At 64.8% G+C, this 21,354-nt stretch carries 23 protein-coding genes; 14 read left to right on the top strand and 9 right to left on the bottom strand.

Annotation, left to right across the window (positions count from 1 at the left end; genetic code table 11):
* Positions 1 to 27 precede the first annotated feature (27 nt).
* Positions 28 to 936: a Rossmann-like and DUF2520 domain-containing protein gene (locus JMJ54_RS19535; protein ID WP_308437989.1), complete on the top strand. Its 909-nt coding sequence runs from the start codon at positions 28 to 30 to the stop codon at positions 934 to 936.
* A 111-nt stretch (positions 937 to 1,047) separates the two neighbouring features.
* On the opposite strand, the gene JMJ54_RS07915 is transcribed toward JMJ54_RS19535, so the two are convergent.
* Together JMJ54_RS07915 and JMJ54_RS07910 are read right to left on the bottom strand one after the other, a co-directional pair.
* Positions 1,048 to 2,100, bottom strand: a complete 1,053-nt coding sequence (locus JMJ54_RS07915; protein ID WP_203537599.1) for a patatin-like phospholipase family protein — start codon at positions 2,098 to 2,100, stop codon at positions 1,048 to 1,050.
* Complete coding sequence (locus JMJ54_RS07910; protein WP_203537597.1) at positions 2,097 to 2,822, bottom strand: pseudouridine synthase; 726 nt, start codon at positions 2,820 to 2,822, stop codon at positions 2,097 to 2,099. The genes JMJ54_RS07915 and JMJ54_RS07910 overlap by 4 nt, the downstream gene beginning before the upstream one ends.
* Positions 2,823 to 3,277: 455 nt before the next feature.
* Here JMJ54_RS07910 and JMJ54_RS07905 point away from each other — a divergent pair, with 455 nt between their 5' ends.
* The 6 genes from JMJ54_RS07905 (at position 3,278) to JMJ54_RS07880 (ending at position 9,733) form a co-directional block, all read left to right on the top strand.
* Positions 3,278 to 3,799, top strand: coding sequence for a MarR family transcriptional regulator (locus JMJ54_RS07905; protein ID WP_203537595.1), 522 nt, complete (start codon positions 3,278 to 3,280; stop codon positions 3,797 to 3,799).
* A 63-nt stretch (positions 3,800 to 3,862) separates the two neighbouring features.
* Positions 3,863 to 5,317: an efflux transporter outer membrane subunit gene (locus JMJ54_RS07900; protein WP_203537593.1), complete on the top strand. Its 1,455-nt coding sequence runs from the start codon at positions 3,863 to 3,865 to the stop codon at positions 5,315 to 5,317.
* 13 nt (positions 5,318 to 5,330) lie between these two features.
* A complete protein-coding gene (locus JMJ54_RS07895; protein ID WP_203537592.1) occupies positions 5,331 to 6,491 on the top strand; it encodes an HlyD family secretion protein in 1,161 nt (386 codons plus the stop codon).
* 12 nt (positions 6,492 to 6,503) lie between these two features.
* On the top strand, positions 6,504 to 8,054 hold the full coding sequence (locus JMJ54_RS07890; protein ID WP_203537590.1) for a DHA2 family efflux MFS transporter permease subunit: 1,551 nt from the start codon (positions 6,504 to 6,506) through the stop codon (positions 8,052 to 8,054).
* Positions 8,055 to 8,200: 146 nt separating this feature from the next.
* Complete coding sequence (locus JMJ54_RS07885; RefSeq protein ID WP_203537588.1) at positions 8,201 to 8,929, top strand: hypothetical protein; 729 nt, start codon at positions 8,201 to 8,203, stop codon at positions 8,927 to 8,929.
* A gap of 141 nt (positions 8,930 to 9,070) precedes the next feature.
* Positions 9,071 to 9,733: a Dph6-related ATP pyrophosphatase gene (locus JMJ54_RS07880; protein WP_203537586.1), complete on the top strand. Its 663-nt coding sequence runs from the start codon at positions 9,071 to 9,073 to the stop codon at positions 9,731 to 9,733.
* 4 nt (positions 9,734 to 9,737) lie between these two features.
* On the opposite strand, the gene JMJ54_RS07875 is transcribed toward JMJ54_RS07880, so the two are convergent.
* A complete protein-coding gene (locus JMJ54_RS07875) occupies positions 9,738 to 10,046 on the bottom strand; it encodes a hypothetical protein (protein WP_203537584.1) in 309 nt (102 codons plus the stop codon).
* 135 nt (positions 10,047 to 10,181) lie between these two features.
* On the opposite strand from JMJ54_RS07875, the gene nudC reads away from it, so the two are divergent.
* From nudC to JMJ54_RS07860, 3 genes are all read left to right on the top strand, one after another.
* On the top strand, positions 10,182 to 11,000 hold the full coding sequence (gene nudC, locus JMJ54_RS07870; protein ID WP_238999977.1) for an NAD(+) diphosphatase: 819 nt from the start codon (positions 10,182 to 10,184) through the stop codon (positions 10,998 to 11,000).
* A gap of 106 nt (positions 11,001 to 11,106) precedes the next feature.
* Positions 11,107 to 11,562 carry an Rrf2 family transcriptional regulator gene (locus JMJ54_RS07865; RefSeq protein WP_203537582.1) on the top strand — a complete coding sequence of 152 codons (456 nt, stop codon included), beginning with the start codon at positions 11,107 to 11,109 and terminating at the stop codon, positions 11,560 to 11,562.
* A 76-nt stretch (positions 11,563 to 11,638) separates the two neighbouring features.
* Complete coding sequence (locus tag JMJ54_RS07860; RefSeq protein ID WP_203537580.1) at positions 11,639 to 12,844, top strand: globin domain-containing protein; 1,206 nt, start codon at positions 11,639 to 11,641, stop codon at positions 12,842 to 12,844.
* Positions 12,845 to 12,848: 4 nt separating this feature from the next.
* On the opposite strand, the gene JMJ54_RS07855 is transcribed toward JMJ54_RS07860, so the two are convergent.
* The gene (locus tag JMJ54_RS07855; protein WP_203537578.1) at positions 12,849 to 14,006 is read right to left on the bottom strand and encodes a benzoate/H(+) symporter BenE family transporter; all 1,158 of its coding nucleotides are present in this window, start codon (positions 14,004 to 14,006) and stop codon (positions 12,849 to 12,851) included.
* Between the two features lie 166 nt (positions 14,007 to 14,172).
* Between JMJ54_RS07855 and JMJ54_RS07850 the strand changes: the two genes are divergently transcribed.
* On the top strand, positions 14,173 to 14,823 hold the full coding sequence (locus JMJ54_RS07850) for a hypothetical protein (protein ID WP_203537576.1): 651 nt from the start codon (positions 14,173 to 14,175) through the stop codon (positions 14,821 to 14,823).
* Between the two features lie 230 nt (positions 14,824 to 15,053).
* Positions 15,054 to 15,989 carry a DMT family transporter gene (locus tag JMJ54_RS07845; protein WP_203537574.1) on the top strand — a complete coding sequence of 312 codons (936 nt, stop codon included), beginning with the start codon at positions 15,054 to 15,056 and terminating at the stop codon, positions 15,987 to 15,989.
* 43 nt (positions 15,990 to 16,032) lie between these two features.
* Here the strand turns inward: JMJ54_RS07845 and JMJ54_RS07840 are convergent, their stop codons facing one another.
* The 5 genes from JMJ54_RS07840 to yiaY form a co-directional block, all read right to left on the bottom strand.
* Positions 16,033 to 16,503, bottom strand: a complete 471-nt coding sequence (locus JMJ54_RS07840) for an HIT family protein (RefSeq protein ID WP_203537572.1) — start codon at positions 16,501 to 16,503, stop codon at positions 16,033 to 16,035.
* 45 nt (positions 16,504 to 16,548) lie between these two features.
* Positions 16,549 to 17,007 (bottom strand): GNAT family N-acetyltransferase, encoded by a 459-nt coding sequence (locus JMJ54_RS07835; protein ID WP_203537570.1) that lies wholly within the window; start codon positions 17,005 to 17,007, stop codon positions 16,549 to 16,551.
* Positions 17,008 to 17,115: 108 nt separating this feature from the next.
* On the bottom strand, positions 17,116 to 17,562 hold the full coding sequence (locus tag JMJ54_RS07830) for a hypothetical protein (RefSeq protein ID WP_203537568.1): 447 nt from the start codon (positions 17,560 to 17,562) through the stop codon (positions 17,116 to 17,118).
* Between the two features lie 72 nt (positions 17,563 to 17,634).
* Positions 17,635 to 17,922: a PQ-loop domain-containing transporter gene (locus JMJ54_RS07825; protein ID WP_203537566.1), complete on the bottom strand. Its 288-nt coding sequence runs from the start codon at positions 17,920 to 17,922 to the stop codon at positions 17,635 to 17,637.
* A gap of 476 nt (positions 17,923 to 18,398) precedes the next feature.
* Positions 18,399 to 19,550, bottom strand: a complete 1,152-nt coding sequence (gene yiaY, locus JMJ54_RS07820; protein WP_203537564.1) for an L-threonine dehydrogenase — start codon at positions 19,548 to 19,550, stop codon at positions 18,399 to 18,401.
* Between the two features lie 287 nt (positions 19,551 to 19,837).
* Here yiaY and JMJ54_RS07815 point away from each other — a divergent pair, with 287 nt between their 5' ends.
* Together JMJ54_RS07815 and JMJ54_RS07810 are read left to right on the top strand one after the other, a co-directional pair.
* Entirely contained in the window at positions 19,838 to 20,371 is a 534-nt protein-coding gene (locus tag JMJ54_RS07815) for a hypothetical protein (protein WP_203537562.1), read from the top strand.
* A gap of 149 nt (positions 20,372 to 20,520) precedes the next feature.
* Positions 20,521 to 21,300, top strand: a complete 780-nt coding sequence (locus JMJ54_RS07810; RefSeq protein WP_203537560.1) for a transporter substrate-binding domain-containing protein — start codon at positions 20,521 to 20,523, stop codon at positions 21,298 to 21,300.
* The last annotated feature ends 54 nt before the right edge of the window (positions 21,301 to 21,354 follow it).

Below are 21,354 nucleotides of genomic sequence, written 5' to 3'. Positions count from 1 at the left end.
GACGATTCCGAAACTGCCTGCCCCACCGTGTCGCCTTCCACTCTAGCTCACCGCAATGTATCCGAATCGCCAGACGATGCTGCGAAACCGCGCCTCAACCTGATCGGCGGTGGCCGGCTCGGCCGCACGCTGGCCCGCGCATGGCACGATGCCGGTACCGTCGACATCGGCGCCGTCGTCTGCCGCTCTTCCATCACTGCCGACGCCGCCGTGGCCTTCATCGGCAGCGGCAAAAGCCACACCGCGCTAGAAGGCCTGCCGCCGGCCGCGCTGTGGCTGATCGCGACCGGCGACGGCGAAATCGCCAGCGTGGCCGGCGAAATCGCCGCACAGGGTCTGATCCGTCCCGGCGATCTGGTCTTCCATGCCAGCGGCGCACTCGACAGCGCAGTGCTGGCGCCCCTGCTGGCCAGCGGCGCACTGACCGGCAGCCTGCATCCGGCGCTGAGTTTCGCCGACCCAAGCCGTGCGCTCGGCCAGCTGGCCGGCACGCCGTGTGCACTCGACGGCGATGCGGCGGCACTGCCGATGCTGGAGGCACTCGCGCATGCCTTCGGCGGCAAGCCGTTCACGCTGGCAGCCGGCGGCAAGGCCGCCTATCACGCGGCCATGGTCATGGGGTCGAACTATCTGGTCGCGCTAACGGCGCTGGCTCAGCAGCTGGCCGGCCAGGCGGGCATCGCGCCGGGCATGGCGCTGACAGTGCTCGGACCGCTGATGTGGCAGACGCTGGCCAACGCGCTTGAACTGGGACCGGCAGCCGCACTGACCGGGCCGATTGCCCGTGGCGATGCCGGCACCGTCGCCCGTCATCTGGCCGTCCTCGACAATGCCGTAATCCAGGACGCCTACCTTGCGCTCGGCCGCGCGACCGTGCCACTGGCGCAGCTCAACGACACGCAACGGCAAGAGCTGGCCGCACTGCTCAATGCTTAGAGTGGCTAGAAAACCCAGTGGAACGGTGCTGGCAAGGCGCGCGAAACACAGACAGTACAAGCAAGTACAACAAGTGAGCGCAACGCTGCCAGCAGGGTTTTATAGCCGCTCTTAACGCGGCAACGGCCGGATCGCGTCGATGATCCGGCCGCTCTCGACCAGACCGCGGAACTCGTCAGCCAGCCAGTCGCCGGCCGACAGCGCGGTCTGCCAGGCCTGGATGCGTTCGGCGTCGCGACCGTGAAAGCGCTTGAAATCGGCACGGCTCGGAATCCGCCCACCCGGCAACCGGGCGATCCAGTCCTGCGACGGCACCAGCAGCAGCGTGCGGTCGAGATGCTGCGGCTTGCGCCACGGCAGGAACTGGTCGAGCCAGCCGGTGACGACGCGCCCGGAAAAGTGCGGCAGCAGCATCAGCCCCTGCGGCTCGGCCAGCGGTAGGTCCATGTGGTAATCGATCAGCCCGCCGTCATAAAAGGCACCGACCGGCAGCCCCGGCAGGTCGTGCACCGGAGCGATCACGCCGGGAATCGCTGCCGTCGCCATCAGGGTCGCGGCAACGTCGCCTGCGGCCAGTGGTGCATGGCCGGTCGGAATGCCGTCGTCGCGGTAGCGCACCGGCAGGCCGGTATGCAGGATGTGCCGGTGCAGGTGCTTGCCGAGCGCCGGTCGGCTCAAGGCGTTGGCGAACACCATCCGCGCCAGCGCGGCCTTTTCGCTCCAGCCGCCGTCGCGGCCGTGGACACGCTGGGCGACGACGACATTCAGCGCCATTCGCGGGTTGGCGGCGATCTCGTCGGCGCCGGTGTCACCCAGCAGCACGTCGAGCAGCCGGCGTGCCTCGGCGGTCACCTCGGCGAGATCGGGCCGTTCGCTGTAACGCTGGCCGAGATAGGCGGTTTCGAAACGGGCCAGCGCCGCGAACGGATCGCGCTGCGCCAGACAGGCAAGCCGCCATGCGCCGATCGAGGCGCCGACGGCGATCAGCGGTGTGCGCCGCTGCGCCTGCCATTCGCCGAACACCGCGCGGTCCAGCCGCGAGAGCACCAGCCACTTCGGCCCGCCGGCGGCGGCGCCGACATGACTGAACAGCTCGGGATCGAAACCGTCACGCCGGATCCGCGCCAGTGCTTCGGCGCCGGCGTACAGCGTCAGCGCATTCATGCCGCGTCGTTCTGATTCAGCCTGGCCAGCATCTCGTCGTCGAGGTAGCACCACTCGCCCTCGGCCAGACCGAGCGATGCCAGCGTCAGCCCACCGATCTGCGAACGCACCAGCGCCTCGCAACGGTTGCCGGCGGCGGCGAGCATGCGTTTGACCTGATGGTACTTGCCCTGATCGAGCGTCATTTCGACGTGCAGCGGGTCGATCAGCCTTGCCGCCAGCGCGGCGATCGGCGCCGGCTCGTCGATCAGCTGAACGCCGTCCAGCAGTTGCGCCACCAGCGATTCGTCGACTTCGTGCTTGAGCGTCGCCACGTAGACCTTGTTCTGGTGGTGCTTCGGATGCCCCTGCGTATGGATGAACGCACCGTCGTCGGACAGCAGCAGCATGCCGGTGGTGTCGTGGTCGAGGCGGCCCACCGGTTGCACGTCACGCCAGAGGAACTGCTCGGGCAGCAGCGTGTGCACACCGGGGTGATGGCTGGGTTTGCGCGAGCATTCGATGTTCGACGGCTTGTTCAGCACGAGGTAGACGTGCTCGCGCACCGGCCATTCCTCGTCGAACACGGTCAGCACCATGCCGGTCGGGTCCAGCGGCAGCTTGTAGCCGCTGGCGGGCTCGCCGTTGACGAGCACGTCGCCGTCGTTGATCAGTTGCTGGCAGCCCTTGCGGGTGCCGAATCCCTGGCTCTGCAGGATGCGGTCGAGTGTCTGTTTCTTCATGCGGCCAGAGGCTAGCGCAAGCCAGCCGACGCGTACAGCCTCGGGCGGCGAGCGGATCCCGTCGCCGCGACATGGCGAACCACCGGAAAATTGTTGCGGAATTGGTCACTTCCGGCAGTTTTTCTGGCCGATCGGACAACGCTGGCGGCATCCTGCCATCGTTTGTAAATCGGCGTCCGCTTACATTCGATGCCACCGGCATGCTTCGTCACCCATGCTCCCGGCATCGAGCTTGTTCCAAGTCAAAGCCGCGCCGGTGCAGGGTTTCGTATGCTGATGCACCGCGGAACGCCTGAAACGCTGCCAGCCGCGGCAGCGACCAGGCACTGACGATGTGCTTGCGTTGTTTGTTTTCGTCGGCATTGCACGCCGTCCCCGGCCAGACTGCGGCCCGTTTCCAACAGGCGCGGTTTTTATGCTTGTCATGTTTTAGTTCTAAATGATACTATCAAAATATGAATACTAAAGCCGGCACTCCCATCAGCTTCGCTCCGGTCGAGCAGAAAATCGATCGCGTATGCGCACGCGTCACCGCCCCCGACGTACCGCAGACGCGGCAGCACGTGGTCCTGAGTCACCTGATCCGCCACATCCAGACGGCCCAGGCGGCACGGTCCAACGCCTTTCTGCGCGAATACGAACTGAATGCGGTGAGCTTTACCGCGCTGATGATGCTGTTCAGCTCGCCCGAATGCGCGCTGAACCCGTCGGAACTCGCCGACGCGACCGGTGAATCACGCGCCAACGTCACGCGGATCTGCGACGAGCTCGTCTCCAAGCAGCTGCTGACCCGCACGCCCAATGCCGAAGACCGTCGCCGTGTCGACCTGCGTCTGGCGCTGGAAGGCGACGAACTGGTGCAACGCTTTTTGCCACAGATGCGCGATCGGGTTCATAACGTTTTCAATGTACTGAGCCAAGATGAACGCGACACGCTGGAAAACCTGCTCAAGCGCGTGCTGACCGAACTGGGGTGACCCCGGCCAACAGGCCGACGCGCACCCGGACGGTGCGCGTTTTTTTATCCGGATAATCAAAAAATGAAATATCTACCACTGAAGAGGATGGCGCCGCTGGCGCTGGCGTTGCTGGCCGGCTGCGCCTTCATGCCCAAGGACGATGCCGTGCTGCCTCAGCGCGACATCGCCAGTGCCGAGCTGCCCAAGCACATCAAGCTGGCGCGTGAAGGCTGGCCCGAAGCACGCTGGTGGACCGCCTATCGCGATCCGCAGCTCGATGCGCTGATGAACGCCGCGATCAAGGATGCGCCGAGCCTGGCGACCGCCGAGGCCCGGCTCAAGTCCGCGCGTGCAGCGCTGCTGCAGCAACGCGCCGCCGACGGCATCACCGTCGACTTCAACGCACAGGTCGACCGGCAGTACATTTCGGCCACCGGCCTGTTCCCGCCGCCAATTGGCGGCGAGTGGTACACCGAGGGCAAGGTCGGCTTCAACGGCAACTGGGACTTCGACTTCTGGGGCAAGAACCGCGCCCGCGTCGCCGCCACGCTCGGTGAAGCCAACGCCCGGCTTGCCGAAAGCGCCAGTGCCGAGCAGGCACTCGCCGCCGCCGTGACCCAGAGCTATTTCAACCTGCAGGCCGACTGGGCCCGCCAGGCCAACTTCGCCCGCGAACGGCAGACCCAGGCCGAACTTGCCGCAACCCGCAAAAAACTGGTTGCACAGGGACTGGCCGCAATCGATACGCAAAAACGTGTCGAAGCGGATGTCGCGGCAACCGAGCAGAAGATCGCCGCGCTCGACAGCGCCGCCGTACGCGAACGCGAAGCGCTGCGTGCGCTGGTCGGTGGCGATGCGGTCGTCGACGGCCTCAAGCCGCAGGCCTTGCCGCAAGGTGTCGGCGGCCTGCCGAAGACGCTGGGTATCGAGCTGCTGGCCCGCCGCCCTGACCTGCAGGCAGCACGCTGGCGCGTCGAAGCGTCGATGAACCAGATCGACGCCGCCAAGGCCGCCTACTACCCGACGGTCAACCTGAACCTGTTCGCCGGTTTCGACACGATTTCGATGTCGGACCTGTTCGACCGTGGCAGCCGCCAGATCAACCTGATCCCGAACTTCACCCTGCCGATTTTCGAGAACGGCCGGCTCGACGCGCAGTTGCACGGTGCCAACGCGCAGCGCAGTGCCGCCATCGCCGATTACAACCAGAGCGTGCTGAACGCGGTACGCGATGTCGCCCAGGGCGCGGCAGCAGTACAGGGGATCGAGCGCGAAGGCGATGCGCTGAAGCGCAACCGGGCCGCGACCGATGCCGTCTATGCCAGCACGCAGAAGCGCTTCAAACAGGGCCTGACCGACCGCGGCAGCCTGCTTGCCGCCGAGCTGCCGCTGCGCGGGCTCGATGACCAGACACTGCAGCTGCAAAGCCAGCGGCTGATCGCCGATGTCGCGCTGATCAAGGCACTGGGCGGCGGTTATCGCGCCGACCCGGGCAGCAGCACCGAACAGGCCCACGTCGAACAACAAAAGAACTGATCCGGAGATATCCATGAGCACAGAACAGAAAAATCCGAACGGCGGCAAGCGACGCGGCCTGATGCTGGCGATTGCCGGCGCCTTCGTCGTCGCCGGCATCGGCTACGCCGTCTACTACAGCCTGGTGCTGAGCCACCGCGAAGAAACCGACAACGCCTATGTCGGCGGCAACCTCGTCACCTTGACGAGCCAGGTCACCGGTACCGTGATCGGCATCAACACCGACGAGACCCAGCTGGTCGAAGCCGGCCGCGAAGTCGTCAAGCTCGACCCGGCCGATGCCGCCGTGGCGCTGCGCTCGGCCGAAGCCAGGCTCGGCGAGACCGTGCGCCAGCTGCGCCAGCAGTACGCCAATGCCGACCAGGTCGACTCGACGCTGGCCCAGCGCAAAATCGATCTGCAGAAGGCCGAAGCCGATCTCGCCCGCCGCGCGCCGCTCGCCGGTGACGCCACCGTTTCGGCCGAGGAAATCGCCCACGCGAAGGACGCGGTCGAAAACGCCCGTGCCGCGCTCAACGTCGCGCAGAAGCAGTCCGAAGCCGCCCACGCCGGTATCGACGGCGTGAAGATCACCGACAACCCGAGCGTGCTCGCCGCCCGCGCCGGCTACACCCAGGCCTGGCTGGCATCGCAGCGCAATGCGCTGGTCGCGCCGGTGTCGGGCTATGTGGCCAAGCGCAGCGTGCAGGTCGGTTCGCGCGTCACGCCGGGTGCATCGCTGCTGTCGATCGTGCCGCTGGACCAGTTGTGGGTTGACGCCAACTTCAAGGAATCCGAGCTGAAGAACATCCGCATCGGCCAGCCGGCCAAGGTCCGTACCGACCTGTACGGCAGCTCGGTCGAATACCACGGCAAGGTCGTCGGCCTCGCCGCCGGTACCGGCAGCGCGTTCTCGCTGCTGCCGGCGCAGAATGCCACCGGCAACTGGATCAAGGTGGTCCAGCGCGTGCCGGTGCGGATCGCGCTCGATCCGAAGGAACTGACGGCAAATCCGCTGCGCGTCGGTCTGTCGACGACGGTTGAAGTCGACACCCAGGATCGCAACGGCCCGGTACTGGCCACCCAGCCGGCAAAGAACACGGTGTATTCGACCAGCGCTTTCGAAGAGCCGCTGCTGAATGCGGAGAAACTGGCCGACGCGATCATCGCGAAGAACCTGGCCGGCGCACGCTAAGCGGAGTCATCGATGTCCGAACCGCAACAGGCGGCCCCGCCGCCACCGCTGCATGGCGCCGCACTGGCGCTGATGACCGCGGCGGTCGCGCTCGGCACTTTCATGGAAGTGCTCGATACGACCATCGTCAACGTCTCGGTGCCGCATATCGCCGGTGACCTCGCCGCCAGCACCACCCAGGGCACGTGGACGATCAGTTCCTACGGCCTCGCCGCGGCCATCGCCGTGCCGCTGACCGGCTGGGCCGCCAAGCGCGTCGGCCAGGTGAAACTGTTCGTGATCTCGGTACTGCTGTTCACGCTCGCCTCGGTGCTGTGCGGCTTTGCCCACACCCTGCCCGAGCTGGTCGCGTTCCGCTTCATGCAGGGGCTGGTTTCCGGGCCGATGGTGCCGCTGTCACAAACGCTGCTGCTCGCCAACTACCCGAACGCCAAGAAGGGGCTGGCGCTGGCGCTGTGGTCGATGACGGTGGTCGTCGCGCCGATCTGCGGGCCGCTGCTCGGCGGCTGGATCACCGACAACTACAGCTGGCCGTGGATCTTCTACATCAACGTGCCGGTCGGGCTGTTTGCCGCTGCGGTGTCATGGCGCCTGCTCAAGCACCGTGAAACCGCAACGGCCAAGGAGCCGATCGACGTCGTCGGCATGGTGCTGCTGGTCGTCGGCGTCGGCGCCTTGCAGGTCATGCTCGATACCGGCAACGAGCACGACTGGTTCAACTCGGGCTTCATCATCACGCTGGCGATGCTCGCCGCCGTCGCGCTGACCTTCCTCGTTGCCTGGGAGCTGACCGACGATCACCCGATCGTCGACCTGTCGCTGTTCAAGAGCCGCAATTTCCTCTGGGGCGTGGTGTCGCTGTCGCTGGGGATGTTCTGCTTCTTCGGCAGCACGGTGATCTTCCCGCTGTGGCTGCAGACAGTGAAGGGCTATACGGCAACGTGGGCCGGCGTGGCAACCGCACCGGTCGGCGTACTGGCGTTCTTCATGTCGCCGCTGATCGGCCGCAACATCCACCGGATCAACCTGCGGATGCTGACGTCGTTCGCCTTCATGATGTTCGGCATCACGATGTTCTGGTACGCCAGCTTCACGCTCGACACCGACCTGCAGCACCTGATGGTCGCCCGGCTCGTCCAGGGCATCGGCATCGCCTGCTTCTTCATTCCGCTGAACCAGATCATTCTTTCGGGCATCGGCCCGGAGCGGATGGCCGCGGCGTCGGGGCTGTCGAACTTCTTCCGGACGCTGTCGGGCAGCTTCGCCACCGCGATCGTCACCTACATCTGGACCAAGCGGGAGATCTTCCACCACGCGCGGCTGACCGAGAACATCAACAGCGCCAGCCAGGCAACGACGAGCTACCTCGGCCAGCTCGACCAGCTCGGCATTCGCGGTACCGCCGCGTACGCGCAGATCGACCAGACCATCACCCAGCAGGCGTTCCAGACCGCGACCAGCGAGGTGTTCTGGATGATGGGGGTGATCTTCATCGCGATGATCGCCGTCGTCTGGCTGACCCGGCCGCCTTTCGGCACCTCCGGCGGCGCCGGCGGACACTGAACGGCCACGAAGCCGGCGCGTGCGCCGGCTTTTTCCTGCGCGCAATGATCCGGCTCACTTCGGCGCGGTGAATCGTTCGCTCAGCACAATCGCACCGGCTCGCTAGAATGTAAGCAACCATTCCCCCGCTTGCAGGAGATCCGACGATGCGACGCTGGCTGACCGCGCTGCTGCTGATGTTGACCGCCGCCGGTGCGCACGCCGCTGCCGAACAGATCGCCTGGGAGACCACGCGCTTCGGCATCCTGCGCATCGTCCGCGACGTGCCGGCCCGCCCCTTCGGCACCCTGCGCTACCAGGGCAAGACGCTGTTCAAGGCCAGCGACCAGTACCTGAGCTTCGACAGCGTCGCCGAACTGCCGGGGCGCGATGCGGCACTGGTCTTCGTCGGCGACGGCGGATCGGGCGGCAGCGGCCGCTATCTGCTGGTGCTGCTCGACCACCGCAAGCAGGCGCGGGTGCTGCAGGACCCGCGTCTCGTCAGCCTGACCCGGCCACCGCAGCTCACCGTCATCGGACAGACGCTGCACATCGACCTCGGCCTGCAACAGGGCCTGCAACGCACGGCCACGCTGAAGGGCAACACGCTGTCGTTCGACTACGCCACGGCGAAGCAGGCGCGCGTCGATACCGCCGATTGCGACTGGCTGCATCAGGAAGCCGGCAATGTCTGCGCCCCGAAGCCGAACCGCGACTGCGGCAAGGTCGTCGGCGACCGGCCGATGTACGTCGAGCGCGCGATCAACCGGCTGGGCAACTATCCCGGCTTCGAACGCCAGACGCTGGATGCCCTGTGTGTCAGCCGCTGCAACAGCGGCGACTGGCCGTCGCTGAGCGAATTCCACCGGCAGGTCTGCGGCCTGCCGTCGCTCTAGCGCCTGCCGGCGCGCACGACGAACGCGGCGCGACCGCACCGGAGCCGGCTCCCGCCGGTACCGGCCATTGCCTCCGTCGGCACGGGTCCGGCCGGTCCGGCGACCTTGGGAGCCACAATACAGCTGGCGTATCATCGCCGGATGACGACTCCCCTCCCCCCCATTGTCGGCTCGTGGAGCGGCGGCAAGGACAGCTGCCTGGCCTTCCACCGTGCCGTTGCCGCCGGCCACGAACCGGTCGCGCTGATCACCATGCTCGACGAAACCGGCGAACGTTCGCGTTCGCACGGCATTCCCCCGATCCTGCTGCGGCAGCAGGCCGCCGCGCTCGGCGTGCCGCTGATCACCGGTGACGCCAGCTGGTCCGATTACGAGGCCGAATTCATCCTGCGGCTGGCCAGGGCGCGCGACGAATTCGGCGCGCAGGCCGCGGTGTTCGGCGACATCGACCTGCAGGCGCATCGCGACTGGGAAGAAATGGTCTGCAAGCGCACCGGCCTCGCCGCGCAACTGCCGCTGTGGCAACAGGACCGCCGGGCGCTGGTCGGGGAAATGATAGCCTGCGGCATCCGCACGATGATCGTCTCGTGCAACGAAGCGCTGGGACCGGACTTCCTCGGCCGGATCATCGATGCGCAAACGGTCGCCGATCTCGATGCCGCCGGCGTCGATGTCTGCGGCGAGAACGGCGAGTACCACACGCTGGTGCTCGACGCACCGCGCTTTGCCGCGCCGCTGAGCGTGACGACCGGCGAAAAGCAGCGGCACGGCCACTACTGGTTCATCGAGCTGTTTCCGGCGTAAGCCGCTACGCCGGCAGCGCCTCGATCCTGACGGTGCGGCCGGCGACCCGGAACGGCGTTCCCCCCATCAGCCGCTGCCGGATCGCGAGCTGTTCGTCGGCACCGAGCACGAACAGCAGCGTCGTCAGTTGCGCATCGTCGCAGTCGGTACTGCGGCCGTCGACCCAGAGCCGGAATCCCGGCGCGGCAGCAGGTTCGGGGATCAGTGTGGCCAGAAAGCGGCTGTGGCTCTGCTCGGCGAGTCGTTCCAGCCGGTGGTGCTGGCGTACCGCATGACGGCGCCGGCGCCAGCCGGACGAGGCGGCACCGAACACCGACTAGCGCAACGGCAAACGGCCGGGTGCAGCTGAGTTCGCTACGGCAACCGCACGCGCCGCACGCTGACCGGGGCTGCGCCGGCGTATGATTTCGGCGTCGTGCCCGATCGAAATCCGCCAGAAGACTTCGCCATGAACATGCTGCCCCCCGACTTCACCCCGTGCTTCTCGACGGCCCTGCCGGCCGGCGAACCGCTGTGCTTCGCCATCATCGGCGACCAGCACCTTGTGACGCCGGAAACCGGCCTGCCTGCGCTCGCCGCGCTGGTACCGCTGGGCAGCCCCGAAGTCGATGTGCTGATCGGTCACCTCGGCACCACGCCGTGCCGGCTGATCGCCTGGCCCGATGGCACGGCCGCGCCCGAAGGACTGGCGATCGAGGGATTGCGGGCGCTGTACGGCCGGCTTGGCGACGATGCGTTCTGGATCTCGGCGCGGGCGCGTCAGCTGCTGTCGTGGCTGCGCGACCACCGTCACTGCGGCCGCTGCGGCACCGCGACGACCGTCGCCGAACACGAGGCCGCGGCGATCTGCCCGGCGTGCGCGCACCGGATGTATCCGCGCGTTTCGCCGGCGATGATGGTGCTGATCCGCCGCGGCCGCGAGCTGCTGCTGGCGCGCTCGCCGCACTTCAAGCCGGGCATGTACAGCGCGCTCGCCGGCTTCGTCGAGCCCGGCGAGACACTCGAAGCCTGCGTGCATCGCGAGACGATGGAAGAAGTCGGCGTCACCATCACCAATCTGCGCTGGTTTGCCAGCCAGAGCTGGCCGTTTCCGCACTCGCTGATGCTGGCCTTCCACGCCGACTACGTCGCCGGCGACATCGTGCCGCAGGAAGGCGAGATCGAGGACGCGGGCTGGTTCGACATCGACGCGCTGCCTGAGCTGCCGGGGCCGGCGAGCATCGCCCGGCGGCTGCTCGACGACGCGCTGGCCGAACTGCGCGGCTGAGGCGGGCCTGCGCGGGCCACCGCGTGAACATGCACGCCCGCGCCCGGCCGGCTTGCGCTGGATCAACATAAGTTGCATAGTATTTGCAACTTATAGAACCACCGCCATGCAACTGACCCGCTACACCGACCTCAGCCTCCGGGTGCTGATGTACCTGAGCTATCCCGACCGCAGCGACCTCGTCACCATCGCCGAAATCGCCACCCAGTTCGACGTGCCGCGCAACCACCTCGTCAAGGTCGTCAACCGGCTGGTCCACCTTGGCTGGGTGTCGGCGACGCGCGGCCGCAGCGGCGGCATCCGCCTCGGCGTACCGGCCGAAACGCTGACCTTGGGGCAGATCCTGCGCGAAATGGAAGGCACGACGGCACTGATCGACTGCGAAGGCGAAGTCTGTGTGCTGCGCAACGGTTGCCGGCTGCGCGGTGCGCTCGCCGATGCGCTGCAGCAGTTCTACCGGACGCTCGACGGCTACACGCTGGCCGAAATCTGCGCCGCACCGACTGCCGGGCTGATCGCGCAGATGCACAGGCTGGTGGCCATGCCGGCCAGTGCACACTGAAACGAACGCGGAACACGCTTCCGCCTTTTTTCGACCCATTTTGTTGCATTTCACATACCACTAAAAGGAAGACACCATGCTTGCACCGAACCACCGCGCCACCATCGATGCCACCCTGCCCGTCGTCGCCGCCAACGCAACCGCGATCACCGGCCGTTTTTACGAGCGGATGCTCGGCGCCCACCCGGAGCTGCGCAACCTGTTCAACCAGGGCAACCAGGCGTCCGGCGAACAGAAACAGGCGCTCGCCGGCGCCGTCTACGCCTACGCGCAGCATTGCGATACGCCGGCGGCGATCGAACCGCTGCTGAACCGCATCGCCCACAAGCACGCCAGCCTCGGCATTTCGGCGGACATGTACACCATCGTCGGCCGGCACCTGATGGCGGCGATCGGCGAAATCCTCGGCGACGCGGTCACCGCCGAGATCGCCGAAGCCTGGGACACCGTGTACTGGCGCTTCGCCGGCGAGCTGATCGCACGCGAGGCGGTGCTGTATCAGGACGCCGGCATCACCCCGGCCAGCTTTCTGCGCGAATACGAAGTCGTCGAACGCGTGGCCGAAGGCGACGTCGCCGTTTCGCTGCGACTGGCGCCGACCGACGATGCACCGCCGCCGGCCTTCAAGCCGGGCCAGTACGTCAGCGTGCAGGTCGAGTTACCCGAAATCAGCCTGCGCCAGCTGCGGCAGTACAGCCTGTCCGACGCCGCCGACGGCAAAACGCTACGGATCACCGTCAAGCGGGAGGTCGGCGACGACGCGCGCCCGAACGGCCTCGTCTCGACACATCTGGCGCGCCACGCCGAAACCGGCAGCCGCTGGCTGGTCAGCAACCCGTTCGGCGATCTGGCGCTCGATACCGGCGCGACAACGCCGGTGGTCATGGTCTCGGCCGGCGTCGGCGTCACGCCGCTGCACGCAATGCGCCGGCATCTGGCGCGTCACCAGCCGCAGCGGCGCGGCGTCTTCGTCCATGTCGCCGCGCACGGCGGCCGGCACATCCTCAAGCGCGAACTGGATGCCGCCACACAAATCGACGACCTGATCGTCTACGATGCGGCACGCAGTGAAGACCGGCTCGGCAGCGACCACCACCACGCCGGCCGCTTCGCGCTGGCCGAACACGCGGCCACCATCGTCCGGCCCGACGCCGACTACTATCTGTGCGGGCCGCTGCCGTTCATGACGGCCCAGCGCGACGCGCTGCTCGGGCAGGGCGTGGCGGCGAAGCGGGTGCACTTCGAAGTGTTCGGCCCCGACCTGCTGACCGCAACGCTGTAAACGCTCAGCGCGGCCGTACGAGCAATGCGACGGCGCCGGCGATCAGCCCCCAGAACGCCGAGCCGACGCCGGCCAGCGTCACACCCGAGGCGGTGACCAGAAAAGTGATCATTGCCGCCTCGCGCGTGCCGTCGTCCTTCAGCGCCGCGGTCAGGCCGTTGGCTATGGTGTTGAGCAATGCCAGCCCGGCGAGCGCGACGACCAGCTCCTTCGGGAATGCAGCGAACAGGGTCGCGACCGCCGCGCCGAAGACGCCGATGATCAGGTAGAACACCCCGGCGGCCACTGCCGCGGTGTAGCGGCGCTTCTCGTCCTCGTGCGCCTCGCGGCCCATGCAGATCGCCGCGGTGATCGCCGCCAGATTGACCGCGAACGCGCCGAACGGCGCCAGCAGCAGGGTCGTCACACCGGTGGCGGTGATCAGCGGCGAGATCGGCGGGTGGTAGTTCGAAGCCCGCAACACCGCGACGCCCGGGACGTTCTGCGACGCCATGGTCACGACGAACAGCGGCAACGCGACACTGGCGAGCGCATGCCACGAGAACGCCGGCATCACGAATTCGGGCCGCGCCAGTTCGAGGCGGATCTCGCCCCAGCGCAGGCTGCCCTGCAGTGCCGCGATGGCCACGCCGACCGCCAGCACCGCGACGATCGCATAGCGCGGCGACAACCGCCGCATCGCCAGATACACCGCCAGCATCGCCCCCACCATTGCCAGCTGGGTCTGCAGCGCGGTGAACGCGGCAAGGCCGAAGCGCAGCAGCACGCCGGCGAGCATCGCCGACGCGATCGCCACCGGAATCCGCTGCATCGCCTTCTCGAACCAGCCGGTCGCACCGGCAACGATGATTAGCAGCGCGCTGATGCAGAATGCACCGACCGCCTCGGCCATCGACACGCCGGCGACGCTGGTCACCAGCATCGCCGCACCCGGCGTCGACCACGCCGTCACCACCGGTACCTTGTAGCGCAGCGACAGCACGATGCAGGTCAGCCCCATTGCCAGCCCGAGCGACCACATCCACGACGCCGTCTGCGCCTCGGTCGCACCGAGCGCCTGCGCGGCCTGGAACACGATCACTGCCGAACTGGTGAAGCCGACCAGCACGGTGACGAAGCCGGCAACGACGGTCGAAAGCGAGACATCCTTGATGAACGACATCCGGGCGGTTCCTGTGAAAGGTCGAATGTCATTCTGCCTGCGGTGCCCGGGCCGTCGATAGCTACAGTGCCCCGCTGCAACAGGCGTTCCACCACATTTGACCCTGACGGAAGCCCACCGCTATCGTCGCCGCCGCAATGCATGCCACCAACCGGAATTGATCCCCATGACGTCCCGCCTTCTGATGCTTCTCGCCTGCGCGCTGCTGAGCGCCTGCGCTTCCGTCCGCCACCAGCCGCTGAGCAGCACGGCCGCACCGCTGCTGGAAAACAAATCACTGGCCTTTACGACCGGCACCAAGCCCGACTTCACGGCCATGACCGCCGGCAACGCGATGTTCGGCCTGATCGGCGCAATCGAAGCGGTCAGTTCCGGCAATGCGCTGATCAGGGACAACGCCGTTCCCGATCCGGCCAGCGGGATTTCGGCCGAGCTGGCGAAAATGGTGCACGCGCAGTACCGGATCGCCGACCGCAAGCTCGGCGTCGTCTCGACCGCCGCCGGCGTCGACGAACTCGCGAAACTGCATCCCGATGTGGATCTGCTGCTGGACGTGCGCACCGCGAACTGGAGCCTGATCTACTTCCCCGCAGACTGGACCCACTACCGGGTGATCTATTCGGCACAAGCCCGCCTGATCAACCTGAAACAGCGCGAAGTGCTGGCCGAGCACTTCTGCGAACAGGTGCCCGAACAGACGGCCGACGCCCCGACCTACGACGAGCTGGTCGGCAACGGCGCAGCAGGACTCAAGCAAGCCCTGAGCGCCGCGGGCGACAAATGCCTCGAGGAATTTGCCAGCCTGTTCCCGGGCTGAGCGCCAGCGGCCACGCACGATCGTTGACGTTGTCATCGAATGGCTGATAGCGTAGCCCCATGTCGAACGCCATGATCGCCCAGCTAAAACCCTGGTGGCTGAAAAGCCCCCAGCGGTAGCGCTACGGCCTTCGACAGCCCCCGCCACCGCGAGCCCCCCGCCGCGGTGCAACACCTTCCCGAAGACCATCGCGGCGCCCTTTCCAGTCCGGAAACACAAGGATGACCGCCATGCCTCCAAGCCCTTCCAGCCCGTCCGGCACCGCAACGTTCGGCCTGTCGCCGCAACAGCTCGGCCTCGTGCTTGCCTTCCTGTCGGCCACCGGTTTCGCCACCAAGGCAGTATTCGTCAAGCTCGCCTACCGTCACGGCGTCGACGCAGTCACGCTGCTGACACTGCGGCTCGGGTTTGCGCTGGCGCTGATCGGCGCATGGCGGCTCGTCCGGCAAGCGCGCGGCGTGGCGGCACCGGCCACGCCGGTTTCGCGCAGCGATCTGGGCCTGCTGCTGCTGCTCGGGCTGCTCGGTTACTACCTGGCCAGCCTGTTCGACTTCATCGGCCTCGTCACCGTCAGCGCCAGCATCGAACGGCTGGTACTTTACCTGTATCCGACGCTGACGGTGCTGCTGTCGGCGCTGTTTTTCCGCACGCCGGTCACCAGGCGGATGATCGGCGCACTGCTGCTCACCTACGCCGGCATCGCCGTCGTGATCGGGCCGGGACTGGCCGGCGCGCATGCCGATCTCGCCGGGCTGGCGTGGATCGTCGCCAGCACGGTCGCCTTTGCGCTCTACCTGACATTCAGCCCCGGCGTGATCAAACGGATCGGCTCGATGCGCTTCACCGAAGCCGCACTGACCGTCTCGGGCGCGGCCATGCTGATCCAGTACGTGCTGACCCGGCCGCTGCCGCTGCTGTTCTCGCAACCGTGGCCGGTGTACGGCTACGCGCTGATCACCGCGCTGGTCGCCACCGTGCTACCTATCTGGATGATGGCGGCAGCGATGGCCCGCATCGGCGCCGGCCGCGCGGCGATCGCCGGCAGTATCGGCCCGGTCATCACCATCATTCTGAGCCTCGGCATCCTCGACGAAAGCCTCAGCCCGCTGCAGTGGCTCGGCGTCGCCGTCGTGATGGCCGGCGTCAGTCTGATCGGTAAACGCTGACCGATAGCTGCAGCGGCCATCTGCATGGCGCCTGATGTTTGGACTAAGGGACGGGCGTTAACCCGTCCCGGTTGAACGAAGTATTAGCAGCCTTTCGTAACTGGTTAACAACGTCGTTCAAGGTAAGTGATTCAGCTTCTGTCAGTGGCCGCTCGCAATAGACGCGGCTCAGAAAGAGAATTGCATCGTTCCCATCTGGCTCGTTTGTGTAGTCACAATGAGCCACAATTTCAGATAACAGTTTTTGCGTCACCGGCGCGGCGTGAAAGTGGCAGCTGAACCCGCTGGAAAATCCCAGCTTGTAGAAAATCACTTTGCAGGGCGCGAAAAACGAACGCAGCAATTTTTCAGTTTTTTGCAGCACCAAGCCGAGCTCTTGCAGAGCATCAATACTCAGCTCATGTAACTCGCCCTTCGATTCGCGACACGCAACTATGAGATAGCCTGGGTGACGAGCATCTCTGCGGTGGCTGACCAGCCAATGGTCCGTTTCAAAAATCAGATACCGGTACATAGGTAACTCCTAGCGCTTCAATTCATCAGCGGACGTTAACCGGTTTCATTCAAATGAAGCACTAGCGCTTTGCGGTGGCCGAACATAGTAAATATCCCATTCAGCCTCCCCAACCTTAACAAAACCATGCTTCACGTAGAAGCGGTTAGAGTCGCTGTCGCGAAGGGCGCCGACATTGACAGGGAGTTGTTTTTCGTCAGCATCCGCGAACACATAAGCTAGAACCTGAGCCCCGATACCGATCCCTTGGTGGGATGGATCAATGTAGAGATGATCAAGGTTGAGTCCGTTTTCATTGGCCTTGACCATGAAAAATCCGACGACAACATCATTCAGGAAAATCATCCTGGTACTTGACGGATCGTACGACGACAAAAACCTGTCCCTTGCACGCCCGGGATCGAAGCGCCCGATTCTTTCCAAGCTCTCGCGCATGGCGCCGACTCTAATTTCGACCAGAAGTTCTGCATCTGCGAATGATGCATTTTTGTACTTGATCAACATTAGAATTTCCAGAAAATTTGCGAATTCCAACACTTCAAGCAGCGGACCGGTTCTAGCCCGCCCCCCTTGATAACGTGTCAGCCAATTCGCCGTACTTCAATCGGCCTGTTATGGCTGAGCGCCATAGTGCAAATTTTCACCCAGAAACTCGTCCGCCATGCGCCATTTAAGTGATTTTGCAACTACCCAACACTCAGATTCAGGGTCTAATTTTGAGGGTGGATCTTCCGAATCCAAGACCCAGAATATTTCCGAATTTTCGAACCCAATTACGGCCGAGTAAATTGCTGAATCATAGTTTTTCGGCGTTGGCACCCAATTCAAACGAACAACGCTCTCGAATTTCAACTCGATGCATGACGGATTTGTAAACTGTCGCTGTACAACAAACGAAATGCTGGTGTCCAGATCAGGGGAGCAGCGCATGGAAAGATTCTGATTGACCCAATGTTTGGTCGTAAAGTGCGCCTCTCTGACACAGGCGTCATGGAATCCACCAAACAGATCTAGCAGGTATTCAGCATCTTCTTGTGTGGATATTGCATTCCAGCTCATGGTGCTTCCTGCACTTAGAATTTTCGGGAAACAGAAAATTGCATGCCTATCACCTCATATAACAGACTGGCCTTAACCGGTCTTGGCTACCTGAAATGACAGGCTTCCTTTTCGGTATACCAGGACCAGACCCACCGTGATGGTAACAAAGAGAAAGGTAGATGCTGTTGAAATAATGAGCGGCCAGCCACGGCCATTAATCAACAGCTGAATAACGGCATAAAAGGTACCAAACAATGTGGATGCCATCCAGATCAACCATGTGCGCAGCGAAATATCTTTGCTCGACTTTGATCGAATCAATTTCTTCCACTGCGGAATATATCCGCCGAGTGTCATCAGCGGGACTGAGATTTGCATAGCATTTGCAGTGGTAACGACTAGTTCAGATGGCATCGGTGGCCTGACTTTTTCATTCGCGGATCGGGTTTATGCAATCCTGGTTGACTGAAGTGCAGGAGGATTCGACGCTTCAGCTTGCGCACCCAGAAAGCTTATCGTGGTTGGGTCCACGATACATTCCTATTTCATGGGAAACGCCATCCACGCGACACAGGTAGCGCTGGGGCAGTGGCATTTGCAGCCATCTTGCGGACGATCGCGATCGTGACCGCGTCGACGCCGAACTAGGCGACGCCAAGGCGCGAAGCGCTGGCGCCAGCGTTGCTGGGTGAGGCACATTGAGGCGACGGAGCCTGCGTCGCGGGCAAGAAAAAGGCCGGGGAAACCCCGGCCCGTGAATCGTCTGGTCTGCGGCTGTGCCGCAGATCTTTCCGCCTGTTCGGCCTGCGCGTCGTCCGCGCGGCGCCGGCGGTTTGCCCTTCTCCCCCTTCCTCTTACAGTGCGGCGCGGAAGATCGCGCAGATTTCGTCGTGGGTGGCCTGCTTCGGGTTGGTGAAGCCGCAGGCGTCCTTCAGCGCATTGGTCGCCAGCACCGGAATGTCGGCTTCCTTGACGCCCAGTTCGGTCAGGCCGGCCGGAATGCCGACGTCGGCGGCCAACTGGCGGATCGCAGCGAGGCAGGCCTGCGCGGCCTGATCGTCGTTCATGCCGCTGACGTCGACACCCATCGCGTCGGCCACGTCACCGAGACGGGCTGCGGCGACCTGGGCGTTGTACGCCTGCACGTGCGGCAACAGCACCGCGTTGCAGACACCGTGCGGCAGGTCGTAGAAACCACCGAGCTGGTGGGCCATCGCATGGACGTAGCCGAGTGACGCGTTGTTGAATGCCATCCCGGCGAGGAACTGCGCATAGGCCATCTGTTCGCGCGCGACCATGTCCTTGCCGTCAGCAACTGCGGCGCGCAGGTACTGGCTGATCAGCTCGACCGCCTTCAGCGCACAGGTGTCGGTGATCGGCGTGGCAATCGTCGACACATAGGCTTCGACCGCGTGGGTCAGCGCGTCCATGCCGGTCGCGGCGGTCAGGCCCTTGGGCATGCCGGCCATCATTTCAGGGTCGTTGACCGACAGCAGCGGCGTGGTGTGCTTGTCGACGATGGCCATTTTGATGTGGCGGGCCTCGTCGGTGATGATGCAGAAGCGGGTCATTTCGCTGGCGGTGCCGGCGGTGGTGTTGATCGCCACCAGCGGCAGCTGCGGCTTGGCCGAGCGGTCGACGCCTTCGTAATCGGCGATCTTGCCGCCGTTGGCCGCGACCAGCGCGATGCCCTTGGCACAGTCGTGCGGCGAACCGCCGCCGAGCGAGATCACGAAGTCGCAGCCGTTGTCCTTCAGCAGCTTCAGCCCGGCCTCGACGTTGCCGGTGGTCGGGTTCGGATGCGTGCCGTCGAACACGACGCTGCTCACGCCTTCCCTGCCCAGCGTTTCGGCCACCTGGCCGACCAGACCGGTCGAGACCAGGCCCTTGTCGGTGACGATCAGGGCCTTCTTGTAGCCGTAGGACGCGACGGTTTTCGCTGCGTCGGTCATACAGCCGGCGCCCATCAGGTTGACGGTCGGAATGAAGAATGCGGTGGTGGCCATGGTGCGACTCCTTGAATTCGGCGCCAGCCCCGGGCAACGGGTTCCGGCTTGTAACCGGACCCGCCCACCGGGGCGGCAATGACGATTGGATACACCACTACTGTGCGCCCACCGCATGCCTGCCGCTTTGCGCTCGATCAAGGCATTTGTGGTAATCGTGCGACGACTTCAGGCCTGAAAAACGCTTTCACCGACCGCTCGTCGCCATGCCGCAAACGTCGCCAGCCGGCTGGCTATGAAAGAAACTCACCCATGCAGCCAGACTGCGGTGTCATCGAGGGGGAGCCATGTCGAACCACGCCCGTCACATCCTGGCCACCCTGCTGCTCGCCAGCCTCCCCGCACTCGGACACGCCGACGAAGGGCTGCCGTACTTCGACTTCAACGTCACCACGCCGGCCCCGGACTCCGACACGTCGCCGGGCTGGGTCTGGCTCGCCGGCAAGGCCGCCAACGCCCTGGTGCCCACCTACGATCCTGCCCGGCTGACGTTTTTCGGCGATCCGACGCTGGTCGTCGGCTTCTCGGGCATGCGCCGGACCCGCTATATCGGCAACGAATTGCGCGAGGACAACCCGCAATCGCTGCTGCTGCCCTTCGCCAACTACACCTTCGAAAACGGCATCACACTGGGGCTGCAGGCCGAAACCACCTACAGCACCGTCAGCGGCGACTGGGACACCCCGGTCAACCTGACGCTCAGCCGCCGTTTCGACTTTGGCAAGCAGGCGCTGACGGTCGGTGGTGGCCTGCAGCAGTTCAGCAGCGAGACACCGCGCTGGGGTCTCGGCGTGATGTGGCAGCTGCCGTGGGCACAGTAACTGCGGACGGTTGCCGCATCCGGCCGGCACCGCCGCCCCAAGCCCCCACTACGTAGCAGGACTACGGAATAATCCTGATGCATCCGGCTTGACGACATGTTAATTTGGTTATGTTGAATACAATCAAAATAACCAAGGGTTATCTACATATGAAGAAGCTCGTCCTGTTGATGGTCGCCGCCGCGATCTCCGTACCCGCATTTGCCGCCGACCTGCTCGATACCGTCAAAAGCCGCGGCGCGCTGAAAGTCGCACTCGAAGGCAGCTACCCCCCGTTCAACTTCAAGGACAAGCAAGGCCAGCTGACCGGTTTCGAAGTCGAACTCTCGCGCGAACTCGCCAAGCGCCTCGGCGTGAAGGCCGACTTCACCACCGGTGAGTGGAGCGGCCTGCTCGCCGGGCTGCAGGCCGGCAAGTTCGACGTCGTGATCAACCAGGTCGGCATCACCGATGCGCGCCAGAAGGTGTTCGATTTCTCCGAGCCGTACACGATTTCGTCGGCGCAGCTGATCGTGCGCAAGAACGAGACCCGCCAGTTCAAGTCGCTCGACGACCTCAAGGGCAAGAAACTCGGCCTCGGTCTGGGTACCAACTACGCCGACATGGCCAGGGCCGTGGCCGGCGTCGAAGTGAAAACCTATCCGGGCGCACCGGAATACCTGCAGGATCTGGCGCAGGGCCGGCTGGACGCGGCGCTGAACGACAGCCTGATGATTCCGTTCGCGATCAAGGAATCCAAGCTGCCGGTCAAGCCGGGCGCGGCGGTTGGCGAACTGTCGAAGTCGGGCATTCCGTTTGCCAAGGGCAATCCGCAGTTCAAGGCCGCGGTCGACAAGGCGCTGGCCGACATGCACAAGGATGGCAGCTTCGCGAAGATCTCGAACAAATGGTTCGGCATCGACGTCTCCAAGGCACCTGCGGCAAAATAAGCACTGCGTGCACCCGCGCCCCCGGACGCAAGCCGGGGGCGCTTGCTTTTGCGC

The sequence above is a fragment of the Jeongeupia naejangsanensis genome (assembly GCF_016865585.1).
Taxonomy (GTDB): Bacteria; Pseudomonadota; Gammaproteobacteria; order Burkholderiales; family Chitinibacteraceae; genus Jeongeupia; species Jeongeupia naejangsanensis.
Note: the sequence above shows the minus strand (reverse complement) of the source record. Positions and strands in the feature narration are given on the sequence as shown.